The organism is Lysinibacillus sp. RC79, from assembly GCF_041262405.1.
In the GTDB taxonomy this organism is placed as follows: Bacteria; Bacillota; Bacilli; order Bacillales_A; family Planococcaceae; genus Lysinibacillus.
Window position 1 is genome coordinate 20,678 of the sequence record NZ_JBGCCD010000033.1, and the last position, 26,019, is coordinate 46,696.

At 37.2% G+C, this 26,019-nt stretch carries 22 protein-coding genes; 12 read left to right on the forward strand and 10 right to left on the reverse strand.

All coding sequences use genetic code 11. From position 1 onward, the window contains the following. Positions 1-121 precede the first annotated feature (121 nt). The 6 genes from ABH968_RS22550 to ABH968_RS22575 form a co-directional block, all read right to left on the reverse strand. On the reverse strand, positions 122-2,314 hold the full coding sequence (locus ABH968_RS22550; RefSeq protein WP_370047640.1) for a DNA topoisomerase III: 2,193 nt from the start codon (positions 2,312-2,314) through the stop codon (positions 122-124). 625 nt (positions 2,315-2,939) lie between these two features. Next, complete coding sequence (locus tag ABH968_RS22555) at positions 2,940-4,013, reverse strand: glycosyltransferase (RefSeq protein WP_370047642.1); 1,074 nt, start codon at positions 4,011-4,013, stop codon at positions 2,940-2,942. A gap of 293 nt (positions 4,014-4,306) precedes the next feature. After that, entirely contained in the window at positions 4,307-5,065 is a 759-nt protein-coding gene (locus ABH968_RS22560; RefSeq protein ID WP_370047644.1) for a hypothetical protein, read from the reverse strand. A gap of 1 nt (position 5,066) precedes the next feature. Continuing rightward, on the reverse strand, positions 5,067-8,849 hold the full coding sequence (locus tag ABH968_RS22565) for a DEAD/DEAH box helicase (RefSeq protein WP_370047646.1): 3,783 nt from the start codon (positions 8,847-8,849) through the stop codon (positions 5,067-5,069). Between the two features lie 121 nt (positions 8,850-8,970). After that, positions 8,971-9,525 carry an NADPH-dependent FMN reductase gene (locus ABH968_RS22570; RefSeq protein WP_370047647.1) on the reverse strand — a complete coding sequence of 185 codons (555 nt, stop codon included), beginning with the start codon at positions 9,523-9,525 and terminating at the stop codon, positions 8,971-8,973. 682 nt (positions 9,526-10,207) lie between these two features. Next, on the reverse strand, positions 10,208-11,053 hold the full coding sequence (locus ABH968_RS22575) for an NAD(P)H-binding protein (protein ID WP_370047649.1): 846 nt from the start codon (positions 11,051-11,053) through the stop codon (positions 10,208-10,210). 276 nt (positions 11,054-11,329) lie between these two features. Here ABH968_RS22575 and ABH968_RS22580 point away from each other — a divergent pair, with 276 nt between their 5' ends. The 6 genes from ABH968_RS22580 (at position 11,330) to ABH968_RS22605 (ending at position 16,565) form a co-directional block, all read left to right on the forward strand. After that, positions 11,330-12,376, forward strand: coding sequence for a PseG/SpsG family protein (locus ABH968_RS22580; RefSeq protein ID WP_370047651.1), 1,047 nt, complete (start codon positions 11,330-11,332; stop codon positions 12,374-12,376). 193 nt (positions 12,377-12,569) lie between these two features. Beyond that, the gene (locus ABH968_RS22585) at positions 12,570-12,755 is read left to right on the forward strand and encodes an SE1832 family protein (RefSeq protein WP_370047652.1); all 186 of its coding nucleotides are present in this window, start codon (positions 12,570-12,572) and stop codon (positions 12,753-12,755) included. Positions 12,756-12,812: 57 nt separating this feature from the next. Next, a complete protein-coding gene (locus ABH968_RS22590) occupies positions 12,813-14,378 on the forward strand; it encodes an ABC-F family ATP-binding cassette domain-containing protein (protein WP_370047654.1) in 1,566 nt (521 codons plus the stop codon). Between the two features lie 733 nt (positions 14,379-15,111). Beyond that, positions 15,112-15,516 carry a transcriptional regulator Spx gene (gene spx, locus ABH968_RS22595; protein ID WP_370047656.1) on the forward strand — a complete coding sequence of 135 codons (405 nt, stop codon included), beginning with the start codon at positions 15,112-15,114 and terminating at the stop codon, positions 15,514-15,516. Positions 15,517-15,539: 23 nt separating this feature from the next. Continuing rightward, the gene (locus tag ABH968_RS22600; RefSeq protein WP_370047658.1) at positions 15,540-15,983 is read left to right on the forward strand and encodes a MarR family winged helix-turn-helix transcriptional regulator; all 444 of its coding nucleotides are present in this window, start codon (positions 15,540-15,542) and stop codon (positions 15,981-15,983) included. 228 nt (positions 15,984-16,211) lie between these two features. Continuing rightward, positions 16,212-16,565: a hypothetical protein gene (locus tag ABH968_RS22605; RefSeq protein WP_370047660.1), complete on the forward strand. Its 354-nt coding sequence runs from the start codon at positions 16,212-16,214 to the stop codon at positions 16,563-16,565. Between the two features lie 371 nt (positions 16,566-16,936). Here the strand turns inward: ABH968_RS22605 and ABH968_RS22610 are convergent, their stop codons facing one another. Next, entirely contained in the window at positions 16,937-17,485 is a 549-nt protein-coding gene (locus ABH968_RS22610) for an RNA polymerase sigma factor (RefSeq protein ID WP_370047662.1), read from the reverse strand. A 279-nt stretch (positions 17,486-17,764) separates the two neighbouring features. Then, complete coding sequence (locus tag ABH968_RS22615; RefSeq protein WP_370047664.1) at positions 17,765-18,886, reverse strand: LuxR C-terminal-related transcriptional regulator; 1,122 nt, start codon at positions 18,884-18,886, stop codon at positions 17,765-17,767. Between the two features lie 156 nt (positions 18,887-19,042). Here ABH968_RS22615 and ABH968_RS22620 point away from each other — a divergent pair, with 156 nt between their 5' ends. The 6 genes from ABH968_RS22620 (at position 19,043) to ABH968_RS22645 (ending at position 23,934) form a co-directional block, all read left to right on the forward strand. Continuing rightward, the gene (locus ABH968_RS22620; protein WP_370047666.1) at positions 19,043-19,798 is read left to right on the forward strand and encodes an SDR family NAD(P)-dependent oxidoreductase; all 756 of its coding nucleotides are present in this window, start codon (positions 19,043-19,045) and stop codon (positions 19,796-19,798) included. A gap of 15 nt (positions 19,799-19,813) precedes the next feature. Beyond that, a complete protein-coding gene (locus ABH968_RS22625) occupies positions 19,814-20,557 on the forward strand; it encodes an SDR family NAD(P)-dependent oxidoreductase (RefSeq protein ID WP_370047667.1) in 744 nt (247 codons plus the stop codon). Between the two features lie 226 nt (positions 20,558-20,783). Then, entirely contained in the window at positions 20,784-21,653 is an 870-nt protein-coding gene (locus ABH968_RS22630; protein ID WP_370047669.1) for a DMT family transporter, read from the forward strand. Positions 21,654-21,803: 150 nt separating this feature from the next. Next, entirely contained in the window at positions 21,804-22,136 is a 333-nt protein-coding gene (locus ABH968_RS22635) for a helix-turn-helix domain-containing protein (RefSeq protein ID WP_370047671.1), read from the forward strand. A 337-nt stretch (positions 22,137-22,473) separates the two neighbouring features. Then, positions 22,474-23,289 (forward strand): MerR family transcriptional regulator, encoded by an 816-nt coding sequence (locus ABH968_RS22640; RefSeq protein WP_370047672.1) that lies wholly within the window; start codon positions 22,474-22,476, stop codon positions 23,287-23,289. Further along, the gene (locus tag ABH968_RS22645) at positions 23,290-23,934 is read left to right on the forward strand and encodes a methyltransferase family protein (RefSeq protein ID WP_370047674.1); all 645 of its coding nucleotides are present in this window, start codon (positions 23,290-23,292) and stop codon (positions 23,932-23,934) included. It abuts the gene before it with no gap. Between the two features lie 396 nt (positions 23,935-24,330). On the opposite strand, the gene ABH968_RS22650 is transcribed toward ABH968_RS22645, so the two are convergent. Together ABH968_RS22650 and ABH968_RS22655 are read right to left on the reverse strand one after the other, a co-directional pair. Beyond that, the gene (locus ABH968_RS22650; RefSeq protein WP_370047676.1) at positions 24,331-24,876 is read right to left on the reverse strand and encodes an NADPH-dependent FMN reductase; all 546 of its coding nucleotides are present in this window, start codon (positions 24,874-24,876) and stop codon (positions 24,331-24,333) included. A 107-nt stretch (positions 24,877-24,983) separates the two neighbouring features. Beyond that, on the reverse strand, positions 24,984-25,841 hold the full coding sequence (locus ABH968_RS22655) for a M23 family metallopeptidase (RefSeq protein ID WP_370047678.1): 858 nt from the start codon (positions 25,839-25,841) through the stop codon (positions 24,984-24,986). Between the last annotated feature and the right edge of the window lie 178 nt (positions 25,842-26,019).

Below are 26,019 nucleotides of genomic sequence, written 5' to 3' on the forward strand. Positions count from 1 at the left end.
ATGTTACATACAGTAACACAATTATTTTTGTAATTCAATATATTTTCTGAAATTTCTGTTTATAAAGAATAAAAAAGCGGGAATGTTAATTTATTTAACACTCCCGCTTTTTTATTTATAACTATTCGTCAAACTTCATCCCTTTTAACAAATCCGCAAACGCATTATTAATCGGTTCATCCTCTTTTTCTTGCTGCTTCATGTACTTTTGTACACTACGCTTATCTACTTTGCCACCGCCTTCTTTTTTACGGCGAGCTTCAAAAGCAGATAGTTTCTCACGATATCCACATTTACATACAAAGATTTGGCCATCACCTTCACCACGTAGTTCTAGCTTTTTCTTACATTGCGGGCATCGTGCGTTTGTGACACGTGATACGTTTTTACGATGTCCACAATCACGGTCTTGGCAGACAAGCATTTTGCCTTTTTTACCGTTGACTTCAAGCATTGGCTTGCCGCAATCAGGACAGGACTTTGTTGAGATATTGTCATGCTTATATTTTTTATCACTTGCTTTAATTTCAGCGACTATTTCTTTCGTGTGCTTTTTCATTTCATTGATGAACACGTCTTTTTTCAACTTACCTTTTGAAATTAGCTCAAGCTTTTGCTCCCACTCGGCTGTTGTCGCAGGAGAACGTAATTCTTCAGGCACTAAGTCAAGCAATTGACGACCTTTAGATGTAATGTAAATTTCTTTGCCGCCACGTTTTTCGATTAAGAATGAATTAAATAGCTTTTCGATAATATCTGCTCGTGTTGCAACTGTCCCTAACCCGCCTGTTGATTTCAACGTATCTACAAGCTTCTTGTCGTTCGTTTCCATATACTTCGTCGGATTTTCCATAGCAGATAGTAATGTCGCCTCTGTAAAACGTGCTGGTGGTTTTGTTTGACCAGATGTTTGGGCAATTAGTTTTGTTTTTAACACTTGTCCTTGTTCTAAACGAGGAAGCAGTTGCTCTTTTACATCATCCGTGGATTCCTCATCATCAAAACGATTTTGATATACTTCTTTCCAACCTGCAATAGTTACAGTTTTCCCTTTAGCAATAAATTTCTCATTGCCGATTTGAGCTTGTACTGTTAATTGCTCATATTCTTGTGCTGGGAATAATACAGCTAAAAATCGTTTTACTACTAAATCATAAATTTTACGCTCTTTATCATTAAATGCAGATAAGTTTACATAGCCCTCGGTTGGAATGATCGCATGGTGATCGGACACTTTACTGTCATCTACAAATGATTTACTCGCTTTAATCGGCTTTGTTAAAATTTTATTCGTTAATGTACGATATTCGCCGATGCCACATGCTTTTAGACGCTCAGGTAATGTGCCGACAATATCAGATGATAAATAACGTGAATCCGTTCGAGGGTATGTCAGCACTTTATGAGATTCATATAGCTTTTGCATAATATTTAATGTTTCTTTTGCCGAATAGCCAAATAATTTATTGGCATCTCGCTGTAATTCTGTTAAATCATAAAGACCAGGGGCAAATGATTTTTTAGGCTTGCGATCAATTGAGGCAATCTTTGCATCTTGATTGCCTAATGCTTTGACAATAACGTCGACTTTTTCTTTATTAAAGCTACGTGAATTACCATTTGCGTCTTGCCATGTAAGCTTTAACGAATCTGTTTGTGCTTCAATACCGTAGTACGTTTGTGCTTTGAAGTTTTTAATTTCATCTTCGCGTGCAGCAATCATCGCAACAGTTGGGGTTTGAACGCGGCCACAGTTCAGCTGTGCATTAAATCTTGTCGTTAATGCTCGTGTCGCGTTTAATCCGATATACCAATCCGCTTCAGAACGAGCAACAGCAGCAGCATATAAATTTTCGTAGTTTTTACCCGGTTTTAAATTAGCAAATCCTTCTTTGATTGCTTTATCTGTAACAGATGAAATCCATAAACGTTTAATTGGCTTTTTCACATTTACTTTTTCAATAATCCATCGAGCAACTAATTCACCTTCACGCCCAGCATCCGTAGCTACAATGATTTCATTGACATCATTACGCGTTAACTGTGATTTGACTGCATTAAATTGCTTACCCGTCTGCTTCATCACTACTAGCTTCATTCGTTCTGGCAACATCGGAAGGTCTTCTAAATTCCATGTTTTATATTTATTATCGTAGGCTTCTGGATCGGCCAATGTCACTAAATGACCTAATGCCCAAGTAACTATATATTTGTCACCTTCTAAAAACCCATTCCCCTTTTTATTACATTTCAAGACATTTGCTATATCACGTGCAACTGAAGGTTTTTCAGCAATAACTACACTTTTAACCATATATTCGTACTCCTTTACTAACTATGTAATGTCTAATATACCATAAGTTCGGGGCAGAAATTGTTTAGAGGCATCTACTTAGTCTTCATAATAGTCATTGCTGGAGAAATGATTAGGTAGTGTTGAAAAATGATCGGGTACATCAGAGAATTGATCGGGTAGACAGGAAAATTGATCAGGTACGACTGAGAACTGATCGGGTAGACAGGAAAATTGATCAGGTTCCCCACAGAACTGATCGGCTAGACAGGAATATTGATCGGCTAACCCACAGAACTGATCGGCTAGACAGAAATATTGATCGGCTAACCCACAGAACTGATCGGCTAGACAGAAATATTGATCGGCTAGACGATTAATTTAAAGAGCAAATTCACGTTAATTGTGAATTTGCTCTTTTTCTATGCTTCAAATAAAAATATCGAAGATGAACTGCATACTCAAACTCTCAAAACATATGTTGAGTTAACAGAATGTTCACAAAATCGAAAGGGGATGAATGAATGGATGCTCGAACTTTCAGACCTCGGAATGTGATTTGTATGACAATTGTTGTTTTTGTATCAGTGTTAATTGGTTACGGTATATATATAAATTTTATTGATGTTCCCTTTCCATGACGGCCTTATTTCTTTAACTGACTTAACAAGTATTTTCGGTTGTCTAGTATGCGTTGATCGTTTGGCTTAAATTTACGTGCTGCCTCATTATGCTGATATGCATTTTCATAGAGACGTAAGCGATTGTATAACAAACTTAACTGTAAATGAGGAAGCCATGTAGAATAAGCATGCTTTTGAATACCCATTGTTTGTTCTAAAGGATGCTGTAATGCTTGTGAATACCAATAAATGGCCTCTTTATTTTTCAATTGCTCCATAAAAAAATGACCAATTCGACAGCATGTTTCTGATCTTGGTCGATCATATAATAATGATTGTAAAATAGCTTGTGTTGCTTGTTTTGAATCGTGTAGCTGTTGGTAGCAATCCGCTAAATTTAAGCAAGCTTCGATATTTTCATCAGCAGTGCCTTTTGTGGAATCTAGGAAAATATTATAGTGATTGATAGCTTCTAAAAATCGCTGATGATTTTTTAGCTCATTTGCGTAATGAAAAGTTTCTCTAGCTGAAAATGGGTGCCCTTCTTTCATTAAACGCTCATAAATATGAATATTGCGATGAATATCACTTTTTCTTGGCAAATGTGTAACCACTATATCGCTATGATAAAGCTGGCCTGTTACATCTAAATACTCATGGACGGCACCCCGCCACTGAAAATTACGTGCACGTTTTACGAGACGAAACCTTTTTTCACTTGATTCTACACAGCCATCAGCATCCAACGTTACATAATAATCCATGGAAACAGCATCGACATTTGGATGATAAAGTGACTGTTTAAGCTGTAGAAACTTTCGCTGATGTTCTGTTGTGATCACATCATCTGCATCGAGCCATAAAATAAAATCTTTCGTAGCTTGCTGAAAGGAAAAGTTACGAGCTTTGGCAAAGTCATCACACCAGGTAAAGTCGAAAATTCGAGAGGTATAGTTTCGGACGATATCTTTTGTACGATCAGTTGAACCTGTATCTATAATATTGATTTCATCCACTAAATGTTGAACGGAATCTAGGCATCTTTCAATAATACATTCTTCATTTTTGACAATCATACATAAACTAATCGTAAACATCGGTCCCCTCCTTTTTTTGTAATAATATATGCAAGCTTAAAAATTTATCGAGGCTTTTTACCATTTTATCGCTTTACTTTTTGAATTTATCGCTCAACTTTTTTAATTTGTCACCTAACTTTTTATATTTATCGCCCAACTTTTCCGTTTTATCGACATACACCTCAAAAGACTCCAATCAACCACTTCATATAGCGTGTATCTTTTGGACAACATCACAAAGTTTTCCTTGACCATTTTTTCAACGCTATAAAAAACAAAAAAACGAACGCTGCACACGTTCGTTTTTTGTCTTATAAGTATTGTTCACGCCACCTTAGTTGTTCTTTTTCTGTGAGCTGTTGTTCTAGGTGTGAATCCCATTGATTTAACAGCGCATTCCATACACGAACGAACAAAATATCTTGTTCTTTATTGTGTAGGACAAATTCAAGGCACGGGATATCATTGATTTGTTTAGCGTCGGTTTGAACAATTTTTGAAATTATTTTTTGTGAGGCTCCAGCTCCAGCTTTTTCTTCATCCTCTTGTTGTAGCGCTTCTATTAACAGTGCTTCTTCGAAATGCTCCTGCTTCTCAGCCTCTTCATCTACATAACGATATAACTCTGGTAGATCATCATATTCTTCCATATTGTCCTCGTCGACAGCAAGAAATGCAAGATGGCATGGGCTATAGTAAAGGTTGGCCATTTCTACATCTAGCTCCTCTTCAAAGATGCCACGTTCCAGTTGCTGCTGCCCTTTAGAGGTTAATCTATAGAAGCCTTCCGTTTGCTCAATAAGACTTACTCGAGACATTAATGATACTAAATCCTCAATAAATAACGGATCGACTAGTAATAGTTCACTTAATTCTTGTGCATTTGCAAAATCCGCTTCCTGTATGCTCATTAACAGCATTGTCATCAAGACATCCATAGTGGAACGACGAACTGGCTCATAGGTCACTTCTACAGTTCGAATGGGGATGCACCATTCATCGGTTTTGACGATTTTAATGTTCCGATTTTGCTGAAGTTCACGCATTAAGCGCTGCTGTAATTTTGACAATCTACATCACCTGTCCTTCGTGATTACGCAAGCCGTTATAGGATTTCACTGTCTCTAACAGATTGCTGTACATCTCTCGTGTATCTTGTTGCTTCGCACGTTTGGCAAACATCTCAGCACTTCCGACAAGTAGTAATAGCTCTCGGGCACGAGATAAAGCAACGTTTAAGCGGCGATAATCTCTTGCGAAGCCAACGTCTCCCCCTTTAGGCGTATTACGTACCATACTAACTAATATGACGTCCATCTCCATACCTTGGAACTTATCGACTGTCCCGGTTCTAAATTGAAGATGTGGTAGCTGTAATTCCTGTTGCAGAAGGCGATTAATTTTCTTTACTTGCTCCCCGTAAAAGCTAATAACCCCAACGCTTTTTTGTGCATCTTGAGGTATGCGTCCCGCTTCTTTAGCTTCAATAACAGACTTATTCAAATCTATTAAAATACGTCGAATTGTTTGTAATTCACCCTCATTGTAACGACTCGTTCCGCCCTTTACCTGCTCCTCTAAATAAGGTTTTTCGGTCGGAATATCAACCCATAGCAAATGATCATCACGGTTAACAAATTGTCCTTCCAAGCAATGGTCTCGTGCCGCATCTGAATCTGGTAAACCACATTGCAGGCCATTTTCCTCTTTCGCGTAAAATGGTGTAATACTGTGCATAATTTTTTCATGCATTCGGTACTGCAATGCCAGCATTTGCTTATGTGTTTGCGGTAAGTTATTAAATAAACGTTCAAACAGTGATTCACGCAGCAAATTTTTTAATTCCTGCGCACCATCGAAGTCTGGATTTTCATCGAGCATCGCTTTTAACGTTTCCTCCAACGTATCATCTCCAAGTAGTGGAGGTAGCTGATGATGATCGCCTACTAAAATAACTTTCTTACCCTTAAGCATCGGTAATAATAACTCTGGTGGTGTTGCCTTTGATACTTCATCAATAATGACAACATCAAATGTCGGGTAGTTTTCCATAAATTCCTTACTTGCTGAAGCAACACATGTCGTACCGATAACATTCGCATGACGCACATATAATTTACGAATTTCATCTAAATCATATTCAGTAGCATTTTGTAGCTTGTCACGCCATTGCTCTTGTAATTTTTTTCGAAGAGGTAGCTGCTTTTCCTTGCGCTGTAATTCCACAATTGCTGTTTTGGAGGATGCAATTGTTTCCACTACTTCCTCGGAAGTACGCTCTGGTGTTGATTGTAAAAGCTTTGTGCATGCTGTTAGCTGCTTCTCCTTCTGTAATCCAGCTATATTAATTTCTTTTATATTTTCTTCTAATTGTGTGAGCTGTTGTTCAATCTCTTGTAAGCTAGTCTGCGCTGTTTGAAGTGCCGCTCTCTTTGGTAGGAGCTGTGTATTAGCCTGCTCCACTGCCTCCAGCTGTTGACGTGCTATTTGAAGAGAAGATTTTGATTGCGATACAAGCATTTTTAAATGCTCTACAGACTCTTCCGGCTCAGCATCAATTTGGAATGTCTCAGCTAGCTGCTGCAGTCGTTCTGTATGCTGTAAATATGGTTGTAATTGTCGCTGTATGCTTTGAACGTCAAAGCTTGTAATCGCGCATTCTTGATGTAATAAGCCTCCAATACCTTTACGTAACGACTCAAATTCCTGATCTTTATGCTCTTGTTGTTGTTTAAGAGCTATACCTTTTTGCCAGACAAAATCACGACGCATATATAACCCGAGCAAGAAACTTTCAATTTGCCCGGCTGGTGGTGTTTGATCATCTTGAAAGGCTGTATTGAGTTGTGCAAAAACACCTGTTAGATTTTGCAATGAAAACGATTGAACTGGCTGCAATCTTCTTTTAGCAAGGGCATGTTCTTTTTCTTCATCAGATACCAACGCCTCAAGCTTTGCGATAGCTTTTTGTAGTCGTGTATTGATGGTTGCCCATGCATCTAAATCTTTGGCATCCTCTAAATGCTGCAAACGACTAATTTGCTGTGACAGCACATAAGATGGGCGAATTTGATAGTGTTGTAAAAATCGTTCAATACGCTCATAGGACGTTAAATTACTGACATATTTTTCGGCTTCCTTCATTAATCGAAGGCGATTATTTTCCTCTTCATATTTCGATTGGATATCTTTGAACTGCAGTGCCAGATGTTGCTTTTGCTCTTGCAGCTCCTTAAATTGAGCAGCCGCTTCCAATTGCTCAATTTTTTGAGTAGTTTCTTCTATAGTAAGCTTTAGCTGCTCTATAGATGGGCTTTCAGCAAGGGTCTGCTCAAGCGACTTTACAGCAGGCTCGATTTGCGCCAGCTGTTTTTCGTAATGCTCTTTATGTGCCTCGTTCTCCTGCTGCTCAACTTTTGCAGCCTTTAATTCTTTCTTTAAGGCTTGTATTTCCTGCTGTAAAATGGGCTCGTCAATTGCAGCCTGTTCTTTCGCAGCTATTTCCTTTGTTAGCTCCTCAAGCCATGCCTCAAGTTTTTCTAGCTCTTCTTCAGCCTTGCTAATACTTGATTTTAGTTCCTGTTCACGTTCTGTAAAGGCTATGATCTCCTCTTCGATCGCTACGAGAGTTTGCTCACGCCAATGAAGCGCAACATTTTCCTCAATAAATTTTTTACCCTCTTCTTCAATACTTTCCGTTCTACCATAGCGCAAAATTCGAATTTCTTGATTAGAAAGTAGTCGTCCTAAAGCATTATCCACGGCTAGATTTGATTGAGAAGCCACGAGTGTTTTTAAGCCAGCCTTGACATTTTGCTGACAAATTTCAGAAATAACAGTTGTCTTCCCTGTGCCAGGAGGTCCTTGAATCACATACAAATCTTCAACAGACAATGCTCCTAAAACAGCCCGTCTTTGATATTCGTTTAAATTATTGTGAAAAACAATATCCTCTCGAAGCTTTGATGTTCGGACAGTTGGACGTTTTTCAAATAGTATTGTCTCTAAATTAGGGTTAACTGCCTCGCCTTTTTCAAGCTTTGTAAAACCATTGCGTAATCGTCTAATTTGACTCAATGTCGCAAAATTACTAAAGCTCGCTTGCTTTGAACGAAGGTTAAGTTGATCTTTACGTGCTAAATCCTGCACAAAAGGCTTTAAGTCAATTTCTATTGTCTGCTTCCCTGCATGAGCCTTTAATACTTGTCCAATTTCACCGCGAACTCCTTGAATGTTCACACTTAACCCTTCAAGTTTCTTCCATTCCTTCGATTTTATATACGGGCAGACAATTGTGAGCCTAGTAAAATCTTCATTAAAATAGCTTTGCTTAAATTCTGTATGAATGTCATCAATGGTCGCATCACGTTCTTGAATTTTTAAAAAGCCTTCCCAGCTCGAGATACGCTTTTTCACATATTCTGTGCGCTCCTCGGCTATTGGTAGCCCTCTTATTTTTTTATGAAGATCAAGCGGAATCCCTGCTCCATTATTAGGTCTTGTGACAAATTGTAATGCCGCTGGTAAGCGTCGATTGGTATTGATGGGGCCTCGCATATGTACAAAACGAAGATTTGTAGCTAGCAACCCTTCAACCTTAAGCACACAATCCATAATGGCTGTTTTCTCAGCAAGGACGTCCGTTAACTTTTCATTTTGCTCTGCATTAAAATAAATCGATAAAAACGTTTCACCAATTGTTTTAGCTTTGCGCTTTTCGATATAGACGGTGAATGTTTTCTGTAAGGCAAAAAAGGCATGCTCATTTGCTGAGCATTCCTCTACCGCTTCCTTCGCTTTATTAGTCAATATTAGACTACAGCGTTGTTTTTCTAGTACAGCGATGTCCTGCATGAGCTGCCCTCCCTTCCGTTTCACTAAAATTCTATTTTATCACATCGTAAAAGGATTCTTGAACAGAAAAATCCCCTGCACAGTGATTTCCTTCCACTGCACAAGGGATAAAGATATTATTTTAATGTTGATCAATCGGTTCTTTCGGCAATGTTTTGCTCATTTCACAATATTGCACAAAAACACGCGCCAATTCACGTAAACGATTATGAACATCTTCGTCGACAATCTTATTATCTGCATCAAAATGAGATGTGTGTGTGTAAACATAGTTCGGCGTTACAAGTGCACGGAAGTAGTCTAAAATTGGTTTTAACTGATTTTCTACTACTAAATGGTGCTGATACGTACCACCATTTGCCACGATCGATACTGGCTTATAGCGCATTGTTTTCGGATGCAAGAAGTCAAATGCATTTTTTAAAACGCCCGGAATCGATGCTTGGAAAATCGGTGTTGCGATAATATATGCATCCGCTTCCTCGAACTTTTGAATCATTTCCTTCATGTCATCATTTAACGGTGAACCGTCTACAATTTGATGCTTATATTGACTAAAATGCATAATTTCTAATTTGAAACTAGCATCTAATTCTTTAATATAGTGCTCCACTTGCTCTAAAATAGCACCTGTTTTACGCCCAAACATTGTGCCATCAACGAGTAAAATTTTCATTATCATTTTGCCTCCACATTCATCTTCTACAATAATATTGTAACAAATGAAAAGAGGCACGAAAAGAAATGTAGTGGTTAAAAACGTAAATTCAGTCTTTAGGCGGAACGTAGTCTACTCAAGAAATATTGCTTTAGAAAAAAAACTTTGGCATGTGGATTACTTGTTTATCAATTATGCCTCGGCATAATTGCGTCCGGAATCGACTTTGTGCTTGCACAAAGAACTCCTTTCCGATTCCGTGACATCCGCCGGAGGCTTTAACTTCTTTCAGCCGATGTTTGGACACCCTTTGAAAAGTGACTTAAACCTCATTCATCTCATCACCTATAGAGACGGGAGACTTCTGCTGAAAGAAGTTAAAATATTATTCGACTCATAACGTGTGGTAGATTTCCGTTCCGGCTGGGCGCTTTCCTGGGGGCGTCCGATGAGCCGCTTGGGCCAACACAATGTTGGTCACGAAGGCGTTATCACAGGACGTGATGCTTTTAGCCTTCGTTCCCCTGTTTGCTCGCTCCAGGGTCTCGGGCCAACACGATGTTGGTCACGAAGGCGATATCACAGGATGTGATGGTTTTAGCCTTCGTTCCCCTATCGCTGATCCCCAAGGAGTCGCCCAGCCTCCACTCCAATCAACTTGTCTGCATTGAATACATTTTAATATAGCAGTGATGGACCTTTATTTATCCTCACGACGTTGGAATTTTACTTCTTTATCTACAACGGTTTCCTCTATTTTATATTTATCTCGATTAATCACGACTTCACGGTTTACTTTATTTCCTTCATCGCTAGAACCCGATAATTTGCCCTTATCCCAATTAAATAATTGCTCCCTTGAAATATCCTCATCATGCGTTTCAGGAAAATCTAACTTAGCCAAATCCTGAGATTGATAAATTGTAACCGGCTGTTTATCGCCGTACAGTGCAATAACTATCATTGCTTTCGCAACCTGAGATGCTTCTATAGCTCTTGAACGCTTTAATGGCCCAACTAATAGTGGCTTTGCGAATTTTAAAACTTTCTCTCCCGCCTTTTCACCTAAGCGAAATTCCTCTCTCTCCCCAGCCAATAAAGATGGGCGAATAATTGAAAGTCTCTGTAAACCTAGCTCTATAAGATCATGTTCAAGCTTTCCTTTTACTCGATTATAGTAAATTGGAGATTTTTCATTTGCCCCCATTGCTGTAATAACTAACATATGTGGGATTCCTCGATTTTTTGCTAACGAGGCAATCGTTAGCGGATATTCAAAATCAACTTTCTCAAATTCCTCACGAGATCCTGCTTTTTTAATCGTTGTACCTAAACAACAATAAAGCTCATGTGCAAATTCGATATCTTTTTCCTCTAAAGTATCAAAATTACGAATTTTTACTTCTAGCTTTGGATGCGTAAATGCTGGCGCTCTTCGTGCAATAACCGTAACCGAAACATATTCATCATTTTCACATAATTGTTCTACAAGAGAGGTACCAGTTAATCCAGTAGCCCCTACAACAATCGCTGCGCGCATTTCCATTGGTTGAACCCCCTTCAAAGCTCGTTTGCTCCAGAAGCCGCACTGCCGGAACAAAATCATCTAGCTTCTATTTTTGTTAAAAAACTGAAACAATCCTATGTATCTTTCCACAAACTCTACTTTATTTATCGGCCAAAGAAGGCGCTCTTACTCATTTAATTTTAGGTTTTTATCAATTATGCCAAGGCGAAATTGATTTAATAATCCTATTTTTTTACACATACTTGCCCATTATTCACCATAGTCTAAATAGACGGATGAAAGGATGGGATACATTTGCAAAACGAAACTCAAGCAATGGAACTAAAAAAGACGATAGTTTTCATTATTGAAAGCTGTATCGATAAAGGGCTGTATCCTTTTGAACGGGTTGCAACGCTGACAAAGCTACTTACAAATGAAAAAGTTTTCATATTTGTAAAGACCCCTTCAAATGATGGGATTCAAATTTTAATGAATGAAAATCTCTCGCCAATCTTATTTGAACATTTCGATGAGCTACCAAAGCAAATGAAAGGTATTCAGCCTGATTTAATTGTAAGAGATGGCCGTAACTCTGAAAGCTGGCAAGTACAAAATTTACGACCGTTCTGCAATACAATCATTCATTTTGATGATTTTGGTGAGGGTGGTCAAGCCTGTGACTGTGTATTGCTAGCACTCTATCAAGAGGTTAAAGATTATTTACCATCTCATTATATTGGTGGCAGCTTCAACTTTGTATTACCAGAAGCTTATCAGAATTTTGATGATAGACCAGACAGTAAAATACCTGAAAACCCACCTCATATTGTTGTTGCTTTTGAGGATGGGGACGAGCATAACTTAACCTACCGTACTCTTCGACACTTAACGCAGCTACAAATCCCACTACAAATTACAGTGATGATTGATGAAAGCTATCGGCATGCAACAGATGATTTGCAAATGATGGTGCTTAGTCGTCGTAACACAGCCATTCTTCGTGATAAAACCGCACTCCTAAAACTATTACCAAAAGCAGATATTATTATTTGTAATGCTAACTATACACCTTATAAAATCGCCTCTTATGGTGTGCCTTGTATTACACTTGCACAAACTGAGGCTGAGCTATTACATGCTTTCCCTCGCGAACAAAATGGCTTTATTCATCTTGGACTTGGTCGCAAAATGAAGCAATCACAGATTCAAAACGCTGTTATGGAATTTTTATTACATGAGGCTCGAAGTGAACGGGCTGTTAAAAAACAACGACAGCTCAATCTTGCAAGTAATAATGAAGCACTACAGTCATTACTTTTAGATTTCGCTTACGATCGACACAATATCGCTTCTACTTAGTGATTCTTTGAAGGTGGATATGATACAATATAGTAGAATTTTTCACTTTCGTTTATCTTTCATTACAAGAAGTGGATTCAAGCATCATAAGTACCCGATTGATAGTAACTAATAAGCGGTGGGGGATAAAAAAACCTCCATCGCTTTTACACGCATTCGTTATACAAATACTACACATAAAGGAGCAATCATCATGTCATCAAAAAGTGATATTGAATATCAAATTAAAGAACTAAAAATGGATTATATGAATTTACAAGGCGACATTGAGAAGCTTGAATCTACAGGTCATAATGATCAAGTAGCAAAAGCAGAGCAACGCCTTGCAAATATGGAAGCAACGCTAGCGGAATTAAATAAACAATTAGCAGAACTTTAAAAATGAAATTAACTAGCGGTCATAAAAAAGCTTAGCCGCTATCTCGGAGGAACATATATGGCAATATTAACAGTTGAAAATTTAGGTCATTCATTCGGTGACCGCACGCTTTTTAAAGATGTCTCTTTTCGTCTAGTTGAAGGTGATCATATTGGTCTAGTAGGTGCAAACGGTGTTGGTAAGTCAACATTAATGGGCATCATTACGGGTCAAGCAATCCACGATACTGGGAAAGTTGAATGGCTTCCAGGAACGCATTACGGCTATTTAGATCAGCATACTGTATTGACAGCAGGCCGAACTATGCGTGATGCATTACGCGACGCCTTTCTTCCTTTATATAAAAAAGAAGAAGAGCTTAATGAAATTACAGGAAAAATGGCTGAAGCTACACCTGAAGAATTGGAAGATTTACTAGAGCAAATGGCTGAGGTGCAAGATGCTCTGGATGCAGGTGATTTCTATTCTCTTGATATGAAAATTGATGAGGTTGCACGAGGTCTTGGTCTTGATGCAATCGGCTTGGAACGTGATGTCGCTGCTCTTTCTGGTGGCCAACGTACAAAGGTTTTACTAGCTAAGCTATTACTTGAAAAACCAAAAGTATTATTACTAGATGAGCCGACGAACTATCTTGATGAAGAGCATATTACATGGTTGAAAAACTATTTAAAGAACTATCCACACGCTTTCTTATTAATTTCGCATGATACAGAATTTATGAATGAAACGGTGGATGTTATCTTCCAACTAGAATTTTCAAAATTAACTCGCTATACTGCGACATATGAAAAGTTTTTAGAGCTTGCCGAAATCAATAAACGTCAGCATATCGATGCCTATGAAAAACAACAGGAATTCATTAAAAAACAAGAAGATTTTATTGCGAAAAATAAAGCTCGCTACTCAACTACTGGTCGTGCAAAATCTCGCTCCAAGCAGCTTGACCGCTTAGAGCGTATCGACCGTCCTGAAACAGCTTTAAAGCCTGAATTCGGCTTTAAAGAGGCACGTTCTTCTGGTCGTTATGTAGTAGAGGCTGAAAACTTAGTCATTGGATACGACAAGGACAAGCCATTACTTCCTCCACTTACATTCGCTATTGAACGTGGGGAAAAAATTGCTCTAGTCGGTATGAATGGTGTCGGTAAATCAACATTATTAAAAACGATGTTAGGCAAAATAAATCCGCTAGATGGAAAAGTGATTCGTGGTGACTATCTTTACCCATCTTACTTCGAACAAGAAGTAAAAGCTGAAAAAATTACACCTATTGATGATGTGTGGAATGCCTTCCCTTCTATGGAGCAAGCACAAGTACGTGCAGCATTAGCACGCGCAGGACTAAAAACGGATCATATTACTCGCCCACTTAATTCTTTATCTGGTGGTGAGCAAGCAAAGGTACGTTTATGTAAGCTCATGATGGATGAAGCAAACTGGCTTTTATTTGACGAACCGACAAACCACTTGGATGTTGATGCAAAAGATGAACTAAAGCGTGCCATGAAAGAATTTAAAGGCACAATCGTATTAGTAAGCCATGAACCTGATTTCTATGAAGGTTTAGCGACAAAGGTTTGGGATGTCCAAGACTGGTTTACTTCAGGACAACAAAGCTAGGAAAATTACCAATGAGGGCAGTTACCGGTGTGATTCATGGATCACTCGGGGCTGCCCTCTTTTTTAGTGATTGAAAATCGAGCCTGGGTAACCTTTGTCAGGAACTATACTCGAGCGATTTCTTTAAGCAGTTCTTCGGGGTACCCGATCACTTTTCCGGCCTACCTGAGCACTTCTTCCTCTTACCCGATCACTTCTCTGGCCTACCCGAGCACTTTTCCGACCTACCTGAGCAGTTCTTTCGCTTACCAGAGCAGTATGTGCGGTCCCCCCCACTCCCCAAGCTTTCCGAACCGACTTTTTTTGAAAACAAAAATTTAATTATTTATGCATAAAAGCCTACATTCAATCATAAAAATAATCAGTGGATAAACAATATATCTATTATCTATCAATTATGCCTCGGCATAATCGCGTCCGGAATCGGCTTTGTGATTGAAAGAAGTTAAATCAGACTATTTCTCTCTATATTAGAACGCTCTCTTTATTCTATGAGCATCTATTATTAAGATTTAACAAAACTTACATCATTGTAAGCTTAATTTGCGAAACTTTTCGCTCTTTTGTGCGTATATTTTAGTGTAGTTAAAAAAATGTTATTTCTATTTAAATTTTTTTCAAATAAATATTGATTTATATATAGCTTACTAGTAAGATATATGTATAACCTATTTAACTTACTAATAAGATATATATCAAATATAATCCTAAAAAAGAAAGCGGGGAATGAAGAATGACAGTTACAATTTATTCACAAGCGAGCTGTTCTTCATCCAGAAAAGCATTAAAATGGTTAAAAGATCACAACATCACATATAAAGAAAAACGTATTACTTCACATCCACTAACACTTGCTGAATTTAAAGAGATTTTAAGCATGACAGAAGATGGAACAGATGAAATTATAGCAACTAACTCAAATGATTTTAAAAATCTAAATATTGATATTGATCAGCTCTCTATTCAAGAGTTGTTTGCTATCATCCAAGCTCACCCAAGAATGTTACGAAGCCCTATCTTAATTGATGAAAAACGTATTCAAGTTGGGTACAATGAGATGGACATTCGTCGTTTTATTCCACGCAGAGTACGTGCCTATGAGTTAAACGCGATGACAAGATTGGCACAAGAAAGTTAAAACAGTTTTGGAGTTGACCTTATATGGATCAAGAAAAAGAAAGAGCCATTACCTCGTTGTTTGAAGTAGTATCTTCCATTGAGCGTAAGTGGGCAAACGAGTGGAATAATCATAATGTACTCGGCTTTTCAAAATCCCATATTTTAATTTTAGACTACTTATCGCAGGAGGGACCAAAACGCCCTTCTGCCATTGCTGATCGGTTAAAAGTGACGACAGGTGGTGTCACTGTTTTAACAAGTAAGCTCATTAATGCTGGCTTTATTGAAAAAACACAGCATGCAACAGATCGACGAGCATCCCAATTGAAAATTACAGCTGATGGCGAAGGTATTTTAGAAGATTCCCGTCAGCAAGTTAGCGAACTTATACAAAATATGTTTGGTATGCTGTCAGCTGATGAAGTACAAACATTACGTAATATTTTTGCAAAATTACTCAACGTCGAACCTACTCGACATGAGTAAAAGCTTCATTTTCACACCTTAAAAAGTTAGACATGTATCTAACTTTTTACGGTGTTTTTCTTTTGGCGCGATTTTTCGGATGACTGCCCCTCCCCAATCGCTTCTATCAGCGATGTCCACCGGTTTTGACGGTAATAACCGTCGGAGTGATGGATAGAACAGGCAAAGTGTCTTGACTAAAGTCTTGTGCCTAGCGGTGGGATTTTGAGGTTTAGCGGGGTTTCTTGCTTGTTAGCGGTGCAACTCTATGGTTTAGCGGCGTTCTTCGCTTGGTTAGCGACGCAACTCTATGGTTTAGCGGCGTTCTTTACTTGGTTTGCGGCGCAACTCTATGGTTTAGCGGCGTTCTTTACTTGGTTTGCGGCGCAACTCTATGGTTTAGCGGCGTTCTTTACTTGGTTTGCGGCGCAATTCTATGGTTTAGCGGCGTTCTTTACTTGGTTTGCGGCGCAATTCTATGGTTTAGCGGCGTTCTTTACTTGGTTTGCGGCGCAATTCTATGGTTTAGCGGCGTTCTTTACTTGGTTTGCGGCGCAATTCACAGTTTTAGCGGCGAATCCCAATATAAGCTGGGAAATTTAGCAAAACTAAAGTCAGGGTTGAAAAACTTTGTATAGAATTTTACACAATATTAAGGGTTTGACTCGGTTTACCGGCGATTCTTGCTCTTCTACCAGCGATGTTCGAGGTTTTATCAGCGATTCTGAACCTTTTATCAGCGATTCTTACTCTTCTATCAGCGATGTTCGAGGTTTTATCAGCGATTCCACCCCTTTTATCAGCGATGTCCACGTTCTACCAACTTTTACCATCAACGATGTTCATCCTCCTTGCTATAAAAATCCATCAAAAAAAGATGCATCGCAAAGTAATTTTGCAATGCATCTTTTTTGGGATTGGTCGAGCGAATACTTCCGTCTAAGTAATTATGCTAGTGCGACCAATGCATTTCATTATGCTGGTAGCACTGACTCTACTATGGATACATCGGCCATTAGCATTTCTTTTAAACGAGCTTTTGCACGGAATAAACGAGATTTCACAGTACCAATTGAAACTTTCATAATTGTAGAGATTTCTGCAAGTGAAAATTGGTCTATGTAGAAATACCATAATGTTTTACGATAGATTGTATCTAATTGACCCATTTTATCCTGTACTAATTTAGTAACTATATCTTTTTCAATTTTTTCTTCTGTTGAAATGTCATTGTTGGGAACCAAATCTAAAATCGGTACGTCTAATGTTTCAGGTTGGTTCATCATGTATTTACTACGTCGTGTTTTTTTACGATAGCGATCTCTAAATGTATTCATTGTAATTGTTGTTAGCCAAGCTTTAATATGCTCCACCTCGGCAACGCTTTCCTCATAGCGCACAACTTTTACCCATACTTCTTGCATTAAATCTTCAGCTTCTACATTATTGCGAGTAAGTTTTAAACATAGGTGGTATATGTAACGATTGTATTCCTCATATACGCCTTCTAATTTTTCATTCATTGTGTATTCCTCCGCTTCTTGTTCTTGCTTCTATACACATTCTCGCAAAATAATGTATTACACTCTATCGTATTGGCTTTCAATTACATTACAATCATGTAAGCTTACATGCTTTCACTTGTAATATTCGTAAATAATGTTTTATTACTATATTTTTTATTCGAAGAAAAGCTTTATAATACGCCCTTTCCTTTCTTTTTTATTGTATATCCAATAGCATTTCCTTAAATTTCCTAAAACAAAAGAATTCGGATTTTTCCCACGTTTTTTGTTAAATACTCAATTCAACAGCCCTAATCGAAAGGCGGAAGCGACAACCTGTGTGCGATTCTTCGCTTTTAGCTTTGTCATTAGACTGCTGACATAATCTCTTACTGTGTGCTCACTTAAAAACAGTAAGCTACCTATTTTTTTATTGTCATAGCCTTCTGCTAGTAAGCCCAAAATCATAGATTCCCGTTCTGTTAAGTGAAGCTCAGAGGAGTTCTCCACTTTTTCACCTTTTCTTGATAAAAATAACCCCAAGCGTTTCCCAACTTGTTCAAGTAATTGTAATTCATCTTTAGTGCAATCAAATTCTTCACCTAGCTGATCAAATGTAAGCCACCCAAATAATTGATCTTCATGAATAATCGGTATAAAGATAACAGAGGACAAGTTAAATAATTTTATATGCTCTTCTTTCACAAAATTTTTAGGGTCTTTTAAATAAATTGGTTTCTTTGAGCCAAAAACTAAATGTTGTTCAGTGAGCTGTCCCTTCATGCTCTGTACTTTTGAAAGTTCCGCTCCAATGACACCGTAGAATTGATTTGACCATGGGACATATGCATAAAAGACACATCTTTTATATTGAAAATACTCTTCACATTTTTTTAATATATAGGCTAAATCCTGATATCCAGAACAACGAATCAGTAGCTTATTAAGTTGATCTAACAATAGGAGATTTTTCAGTTCCAAACTTTCATGTGATTCGGACTTTGTCTTATGCTCTTCCTCATATTTGTTATAACTTTGGACAAGATAAGTAAAAATTGATAGTAAAAACAGTAATATTGCGTTCATACGGCTATATTTCTGTTGAATCATAAAGGTAATCAAGGACTTCTCAAGTATTAATTGAAACAGGTTCAAGCTTCTCATATCTATAATGGATAATTGTGATTGAAGCCACGTATCTAAATAACCTCCATATTCTTCATTGATATCTTCAATTTCAATATGAGTTAACAGAAGAATAAACGAATCCAATAACATCGTAGTCCTTTTTCGATCCGACTCAGAAATAGAAGGCTCTAGATTAAGATAGATATTTATATTTTCTTCTAGCTGTTTGCTATAGATTTTAATGAACAAGACGAATTCTTGGAATGTAACTTCTTCATTTGAATGGGTCATATAAATCCTGCTCCTTCACAATCCATTACCCTATAAATGGACGATATTTACTCAATATTATACAGCACCTTATAGGATAGTATTTCAGAATGAAACGAGTATGATTGAAGTATCACTAGATCTTTTGAATCCAGAAATGAAGGGTGCGTGGTTGTTATGAGACTAGAAAACAAAGTAGCCATTATCACAGGTGGAGGTACAGGAATCGGTAAAGAGACTGCACTTTTATTTGCTAAAGAAGGAGCAAAAGTAGTTATTACAGATATAAATGAGCAATCAGGAAGTGCAACAGTAAAGGATATCCAAGCAATTGGTGGAGATGCGCTTTTCGTGCGTCACGATGTCAGCAACGAAGATGATTGGAAAAAGGTTGCAGATGAAACAATCCATACTTTTGGCAAAGTTGATGTTCTATTCAACAATGCTGGTATTTATATTATTAAGCCTCTTGTAGAAATTGAATTAGCCGAATGGAATCGTTTAATGTCCATTAATGTGACAGGCGTATTCCTTGGAATGAAACATATTATGCCACTAATGGCAAAACAAAATAAAGGCTCTGTCATTAATGCTTCATCGATAGCAGGTTTAACTGGAGCTGCTGGGCATGTTTTATATGGAGCTAGTAAAGGCGCAGTTCGTATTATGACAAAGGATGCTGCGATGGAATATGCCGCCGCTGGTGTAAGAGTAAACTCTATTCATCCAGGCTACATCGATACTGGAATGGCAGACTATGCATCAGAAACAACAGGTAACTCTAAAGAGCAATTAGGTAAAAACCTCTTCCCATTAGGACGTTTAGGCTCTGTCAACGAAGTGGCTAAGATGGTATTGTTTTTAGCCTCTGATGAGTCTTCTTTCTCAACAGGAGCCGAATTCGTCATTGATGGTGGAGCAACAGCAAAATAAAAGGCGGGATAAAAAATGAAATTAAAAGATAAAGTAGCAATCGTAACAGGTGGCGCAAGTGGCATTGGTGAGGCAACTGTTCGTCTATTTGTTGAAGAAGGAGCAAAAGTAGTTATTGCTGATTTTTCGGATCGTGGACAAAGCATCTCAGAAGAATTGAATAGTAATGGATATGATACTCTTTTCATCAAAACAGATGTAACAAAAGAAGAAGAAATCCAAAACATGATTAATGAAACGGTCAATAAATACGGGAAGCTAAATATTATGTATGCAAATGCTGGCGTAGCTGATGATGCTCCAGCACATGAATTATCCTACGAAAAATGGAAAAGAACGATTGATATTAATTTATCAGGTGTATTTCTTTCTGATAAATATGCCATTGAACAATTTCTTAAACAAGGTACAGGCGGTGTCATCGTTAATGCTGGTTCCATTCATAGTTTTGTTTCCTTACCAGCTCCAACAGCCTACTCCTCTGCAAAAGGTGGCGTAAAACTATTAACACAAAACTTATGTACTGCTTATGCAAAAGAAGGCATTCGTGTTAATGCCGTATGTCCGGGATACATCGACACTCCCCTGCTCTCTGAAGTAGATGCTCAACAGAAAGAATATTTAGCTTCACTTCATCCACAAGGCAGACTTGGTAAACCAGAGGAAATAGCAAAAGCTGTGCTATTTTTAGCAAGCGATGATGCAAGCTTTGTCAATGGTACTACCCTTCTTGTTGATGGTGGCTATACAGCTCAATAATCAATTACATAGTCTGAATTCGGTAATTTACCGAGCTCAGATCATTTTTTTCTCTCAAATTCAAAAAAATGTTATATGATGAATGAAATACTATAAAAGGGGCTGGGTATTATGATCTTCTCACCATTATTTGAACATGATGTACCTGAAGTTATTCTCCCTTAACGGAGAATCTTCATATCTCCGTTAAGGACAGGAATTGTCTAGAGATAACGGAGGGGAAAAAATGAAAAAAACCTTATTAGGTTCCTTATATTTATCACTTGCTGCTAGCATTTGGGGCGGCATGTATGTAGTAGTAAAGGTAGTTGTCGATACCGTACCACCTTTAGAATTAGTATGGCTGCGCTATATGATTGCAATAATCGCTTTGTTCATCATTGGCATTATTACAAAACAATCCTGGCGAATTGATAAACGGGACTGGCTGTTAATTTTTATGATTGGGCTAATTGGAAATACGATTTCTATCGTTGCCCAAGAGATAGGTACTATGCTGTCTACTGCTCAAATGGGAGCCATCATTACAGCAACCACACCGGCATTTATGGTTGTTTTTGCGAGGTTCATTTTAAAAGAAAAAATCACTTTCAAAAAAATTATTTCTATTATTCTAGCGACATTTGGAGTCTATATGATCGTAGGTAGTGCACATATCGATTCCTCACATCAATTAGGTGGGGTTGCTCTACTAATCGCTGCCCTAACCTGGTCACTGATGTCTGTCCTTATTAAACGGGTACCGGAGCAGTATTCACAAATCGTTGTCACTAGCTACGGAACACTTGTCGCTATCATTGTCTTAACACCCTTAGCCGTTCCACGATTAAAAAATCTAGACTTCCATGCTATGGTAGAACCATCAATCTGGGGCGGCCTACTCTACTTAGGCGTTATCTCTACAGCGTGTGGCTTCTTACTGTGGAATCGTGGATTACAGATGCTCAATGCCGCAAGTGGTGGTTTATTTTTCTTCTTTCAACCAATCGTCGGCACCTTCCTAGGATGGCTATTACTAGGCGAACAAATCGGCGTAGCCTTTTGGGTTGGAACTGTATTAATCTTTAGTGGTGTTCTATTGGTGATTCGCGAATAAGCATACTAAAAGCTGAATGATATTTCTCATTCAGCTTTTTATTGGAATTTATATACTTAATGATTAAGAATTAATTAGAAATAAAGGATTTTTTAAACTACTGCGCCGCTACGGCTAAAACTATCCATTTTCTTAAGGGGGTAAACACATATGAATAACCAATTTTTTGAGGATATGATGAAAAGTGTTCAACAAGCACAAGATTTTATAGATGGTAAGCCCGGTAAAACAAGATCGCGTGAGATAATTGTGAGAGAGTTACCAGAATATAATTCACAAACTATTAAAGAGTTACGTACTCAATTACAATTAACGCAAAAATTGTTTGCTGGCTTAATGGGCGTATCAGTTCGAACAGTTGAATCTTGGGAAAACGGTCAAAATACACCTAATGGTTCAGCAGCACGCTTAATGGAATTTCTTAAAAATCATCCTCAATTAAAAGAAGAGGTCATTAGTGGAGATGATGAAATGTGCGTATAAGGATAGCCATAGCCTTGAAGTTGATCCAAGAAGTCCTTTTTACAGACTTTCTGGATCAACTTTTTTCTTTTTATCAAGCAAAATAAACAATTTTTATATTTCAAGAAATTATAAAAAATTATTTATTTCCCCGTATAAAAACTGCAGTTTGATTAACACCTGTGGAATGTATACCCAACTTGAGATTTAAATCAAATTCATTAAATTTCTTCCTATACAGTCTCACAATCTATTCCCCCAATTTAGCCAATATTTTATAGACCATAAAAAAATTTAGCCACATTGATTGACCCTCCCCTTACAGGAAGCATTATATTTAAAACAGGAGGTGATTGTTATGCTTACAATTGGTGAGTTTTCAAAAATATCACATCTTACATTGAAGACTCTTCGCTACTATGATGAAATTGGACTTTTAAAACCTGCATTCATAGACGCTAAAAACAACTATCGCTATTATAATGTTTCTCAATTAGAAACAGCTTTATTGATTGCACGCTTAAAAAGCTATTTATTTTCGTTGGAAGAAATCAAGGTTATTTTAGCTAATTGGGAGAATACCGAACTTCTTAACTCTAAAATGAAAGCCAAACAGGAAAATCTGACACAACAGATTACATTTTATTCTTCGTTGTCCAAAAAGTTAAAGCATGATATTCAACTATTAGAAGAAGAAGAAAATATTATGGGTTATTTAGATCAGATTGAGATTAAACTTGTTGATCACTTAACCTATCATATAGTATCTCAACGAAAACAAATAAATGCCGCTGATTTTCTACTACACTTTAATGAGTTGTTTAGTAAAATTTTGTTTGAAAATTTATCACCCATCGCCAAGCCACTTGCTATTTTCCATAGCTCAGAATATGAACCTGAAAATTATGATGTGGAAATTGCCATTCCTCTTGCAATGGCCACAAATAAAACAAAAGTGTTTAATCCTGGTCTTTGCGCAATGGCTACGCTTATTGGTTCTTACAATGAACTACCTTCTATTCATACAAAGCTGCATGTTTGGATTGCTGAAAATAACTATAAACTGAACGGTGCTCCGTTTGAAGTTTATCAAACGGACCCCTATAGCACAGCAGAGGAAGATCATATTACAGAGGTATACTTCCCCATTAAAAAAAATGAAGGAGCGTCTTAAATGTATGGTATTAACAAGTCAACGATAAAAGAAAAAATCTTGATTTTAGTTGCTGAGATTATCTATTTAATCATTGCCTATTATTTACTTTTTATTACATATGACAAATCAAGTATTTCACTAGGGCTTTTTATTGCTTTAATTATTACAGCTTTACGATTAACAGCTATGATGTTTATATGGTTGCCTAGGGGCATTGCATGGCAAGAAGCCATCATGAATAGTCTAGCTTTCGGGATTTATTATTTAGGTTTCCCCATTTTAATGATTACTAGTAATCAGGATCCAAACTTAACAGTACTTATTGTAGGCTGGATATTGTTTTTAGGGGGCAGTATGTTGAACACAGTTTCAGAGTTACTTAGAAAACCGTTTAAGGACAATCCTGAAAACAAAGGTAAACTATATACAGGCGGTTTATTTAAATATGCGATTCATATTAATTATCTTGGAGATTGCCTTTGGGTACTAGGCTTAGCGCTAATCTCTAACAATATTTATAGTTTGCTTATCCCTCTAGGTTTATTCTTAGTATTTGTTTTTGGCTATATTCCAAAATCTGATGATTACTTACAAAACAAGTACGGAGAACAATTTACATTATATAAACAGAAAACTAAAAAACTAATCCCTTTCACTTGGTAAATAGTAACAAACTTTGAAAACGGAGTATTCAAGATCACCTATTTTAGGGTGATCTTTTTTAACGCGTTAACCAATCATCATTTCAAACAGTTATCTAAATTTGGTCTACTATTTATTTGTATACGAGTATCACGTTATTCTAACCAATTGTTTACAGGCTTTTAAAATGTGCTGCACACTACCGATCCATTTGCTCCGACTAAGCTTCAGTAGCATTTTCTATTTTCCGCAAAAAAAGCCTTACCATGCTAGGAGTAAGGCTCGCCTATACTGCGGCAAAAAATTTAATTTTCGAGATAGCTCATTTTTAGAAACAGTGGTAGAGCTACACCACATTATTATCATAAAGAGAATTGTTTTCTAGTTTTATAGTGCATTTCCGCGCTTTTGTTTATATTATTTATTAATCTCATACACTAAACTATTAATAAGGTCAATAAGTGATTGCTTGGTGCTCTCGTCTTTCACTGTAGCATTATCGTTAAATTTAGTTCCGACAGATGGGACTAGCAATGATCCATCTTCAACAATGTTAGTATCAAGCATTCCCAGCGTAAGTAGTAAAGATTCATGCGCTTTGTCTCCCCCAGTAATTGCTGGAGAAGCTGTTATAACAGCTACTGGTTTTTTATAAAGTTCAGCAGATGAGACAAGCCACTCTAAAGCATTTTTCAAAACTCCTGGAACACTTTTTGCATATTCTGGCGTACAGATTATAAGTGCATGTGATTCAGCTAACGTTTTTCTAAAATCCTCCACAACAGCTGGTGGTTCCGTTCCATCTATATCTGGGTTGAAATGCGGAAGGTCTTTTATTCCGTTATAAATAGAATAATCAATACCTTCAGGAATAAAAGCGGCTAAAGCCTTTAATATATTCGTATTGGAAGAACCTTCTCGAATGCTACCTGATATAGCTATTATTTTTTTTTGCTTCACCATTCTATCACCTCTTGAATAGAATACCTGTGCGAATATATAAAAATCAAAAACTTCGAATTATCTTATTGAAAAGTAACTTAATCCTGCATTCATCTCACCACCTATGTTTAAGATATCGTATCCCCTTGTAGTGGATCTTTACCATCTTTAAACAGAATACGAATGGACTTTCCATGTACAATCTCAGGGGAATCCATTACCTGAAAATGAATATGAGCTTCTGATGAATTACCAGAGTTTCCGCATTTTCCAATAAGTTGCCCTTCTGTTACGATGTCGCCTGATTTTACTAAAATCGAGTTCATTTTAAAATGTGCGATCATACTAAATTCATTATTAGCATGTTCAATCACGACATAGTTTCCTGCTGGATTATGTTCATCCATTTCCCCAGGCACATTATCTTTTATTCCATCTACAACTTTTACAACTTTACCATCTGCTGGTGCTATAAGATCTTCATCAAAAGCATAAAAATCTTCATTTTGAATTTGGCTATTTTGATAAGATTGTCCATCCTGAACTTTTACTAAATCGTAGGCATATCGCTGATTTTCATATACATAATGATAATTTACAAATTCATTCGTACCACCCCAAAAAACAAACCACTCATCTCTAATTGGCATTATGTATTTATTTTTTGTATATTGTTGGTCCGTTTTTGGATAAGCAGTAAAAGGCTTTAAATAAAAACCATGTATTTGATTAAATTGATCAAAGGAAACTACAACCGCTTTCTCGCGTTTATCGTCTAACCATACATATTGTGTTAAATTTTGTAATATCGTCTTTGTTTCTAATTGATAATTTTGAACACCATTATTAAAAAATGTGCTTAGCTCAATGAATTGTTCTAAAGTGACCATCTTCTGAAAGTCTTTTGATGTAGCATTATAAACTTTTTCGTATCCTTCGCTTAACCAAATATCTATGACTTCTTCTGGACTACTGAACTTCTCCACAATAACAACCCCCATTAATGTATAAATAAGACATTTAATTATATATACGAGGTTTAATCATGAAAAGTTTCAGTATTTTTTTACAATATATATATATCTAGTATATTCCTAGTTTGGCGATCCCCTCATTTGGATGCACAATAACACCTGTTTTTATTATAGAAAATCGCCAACTTGA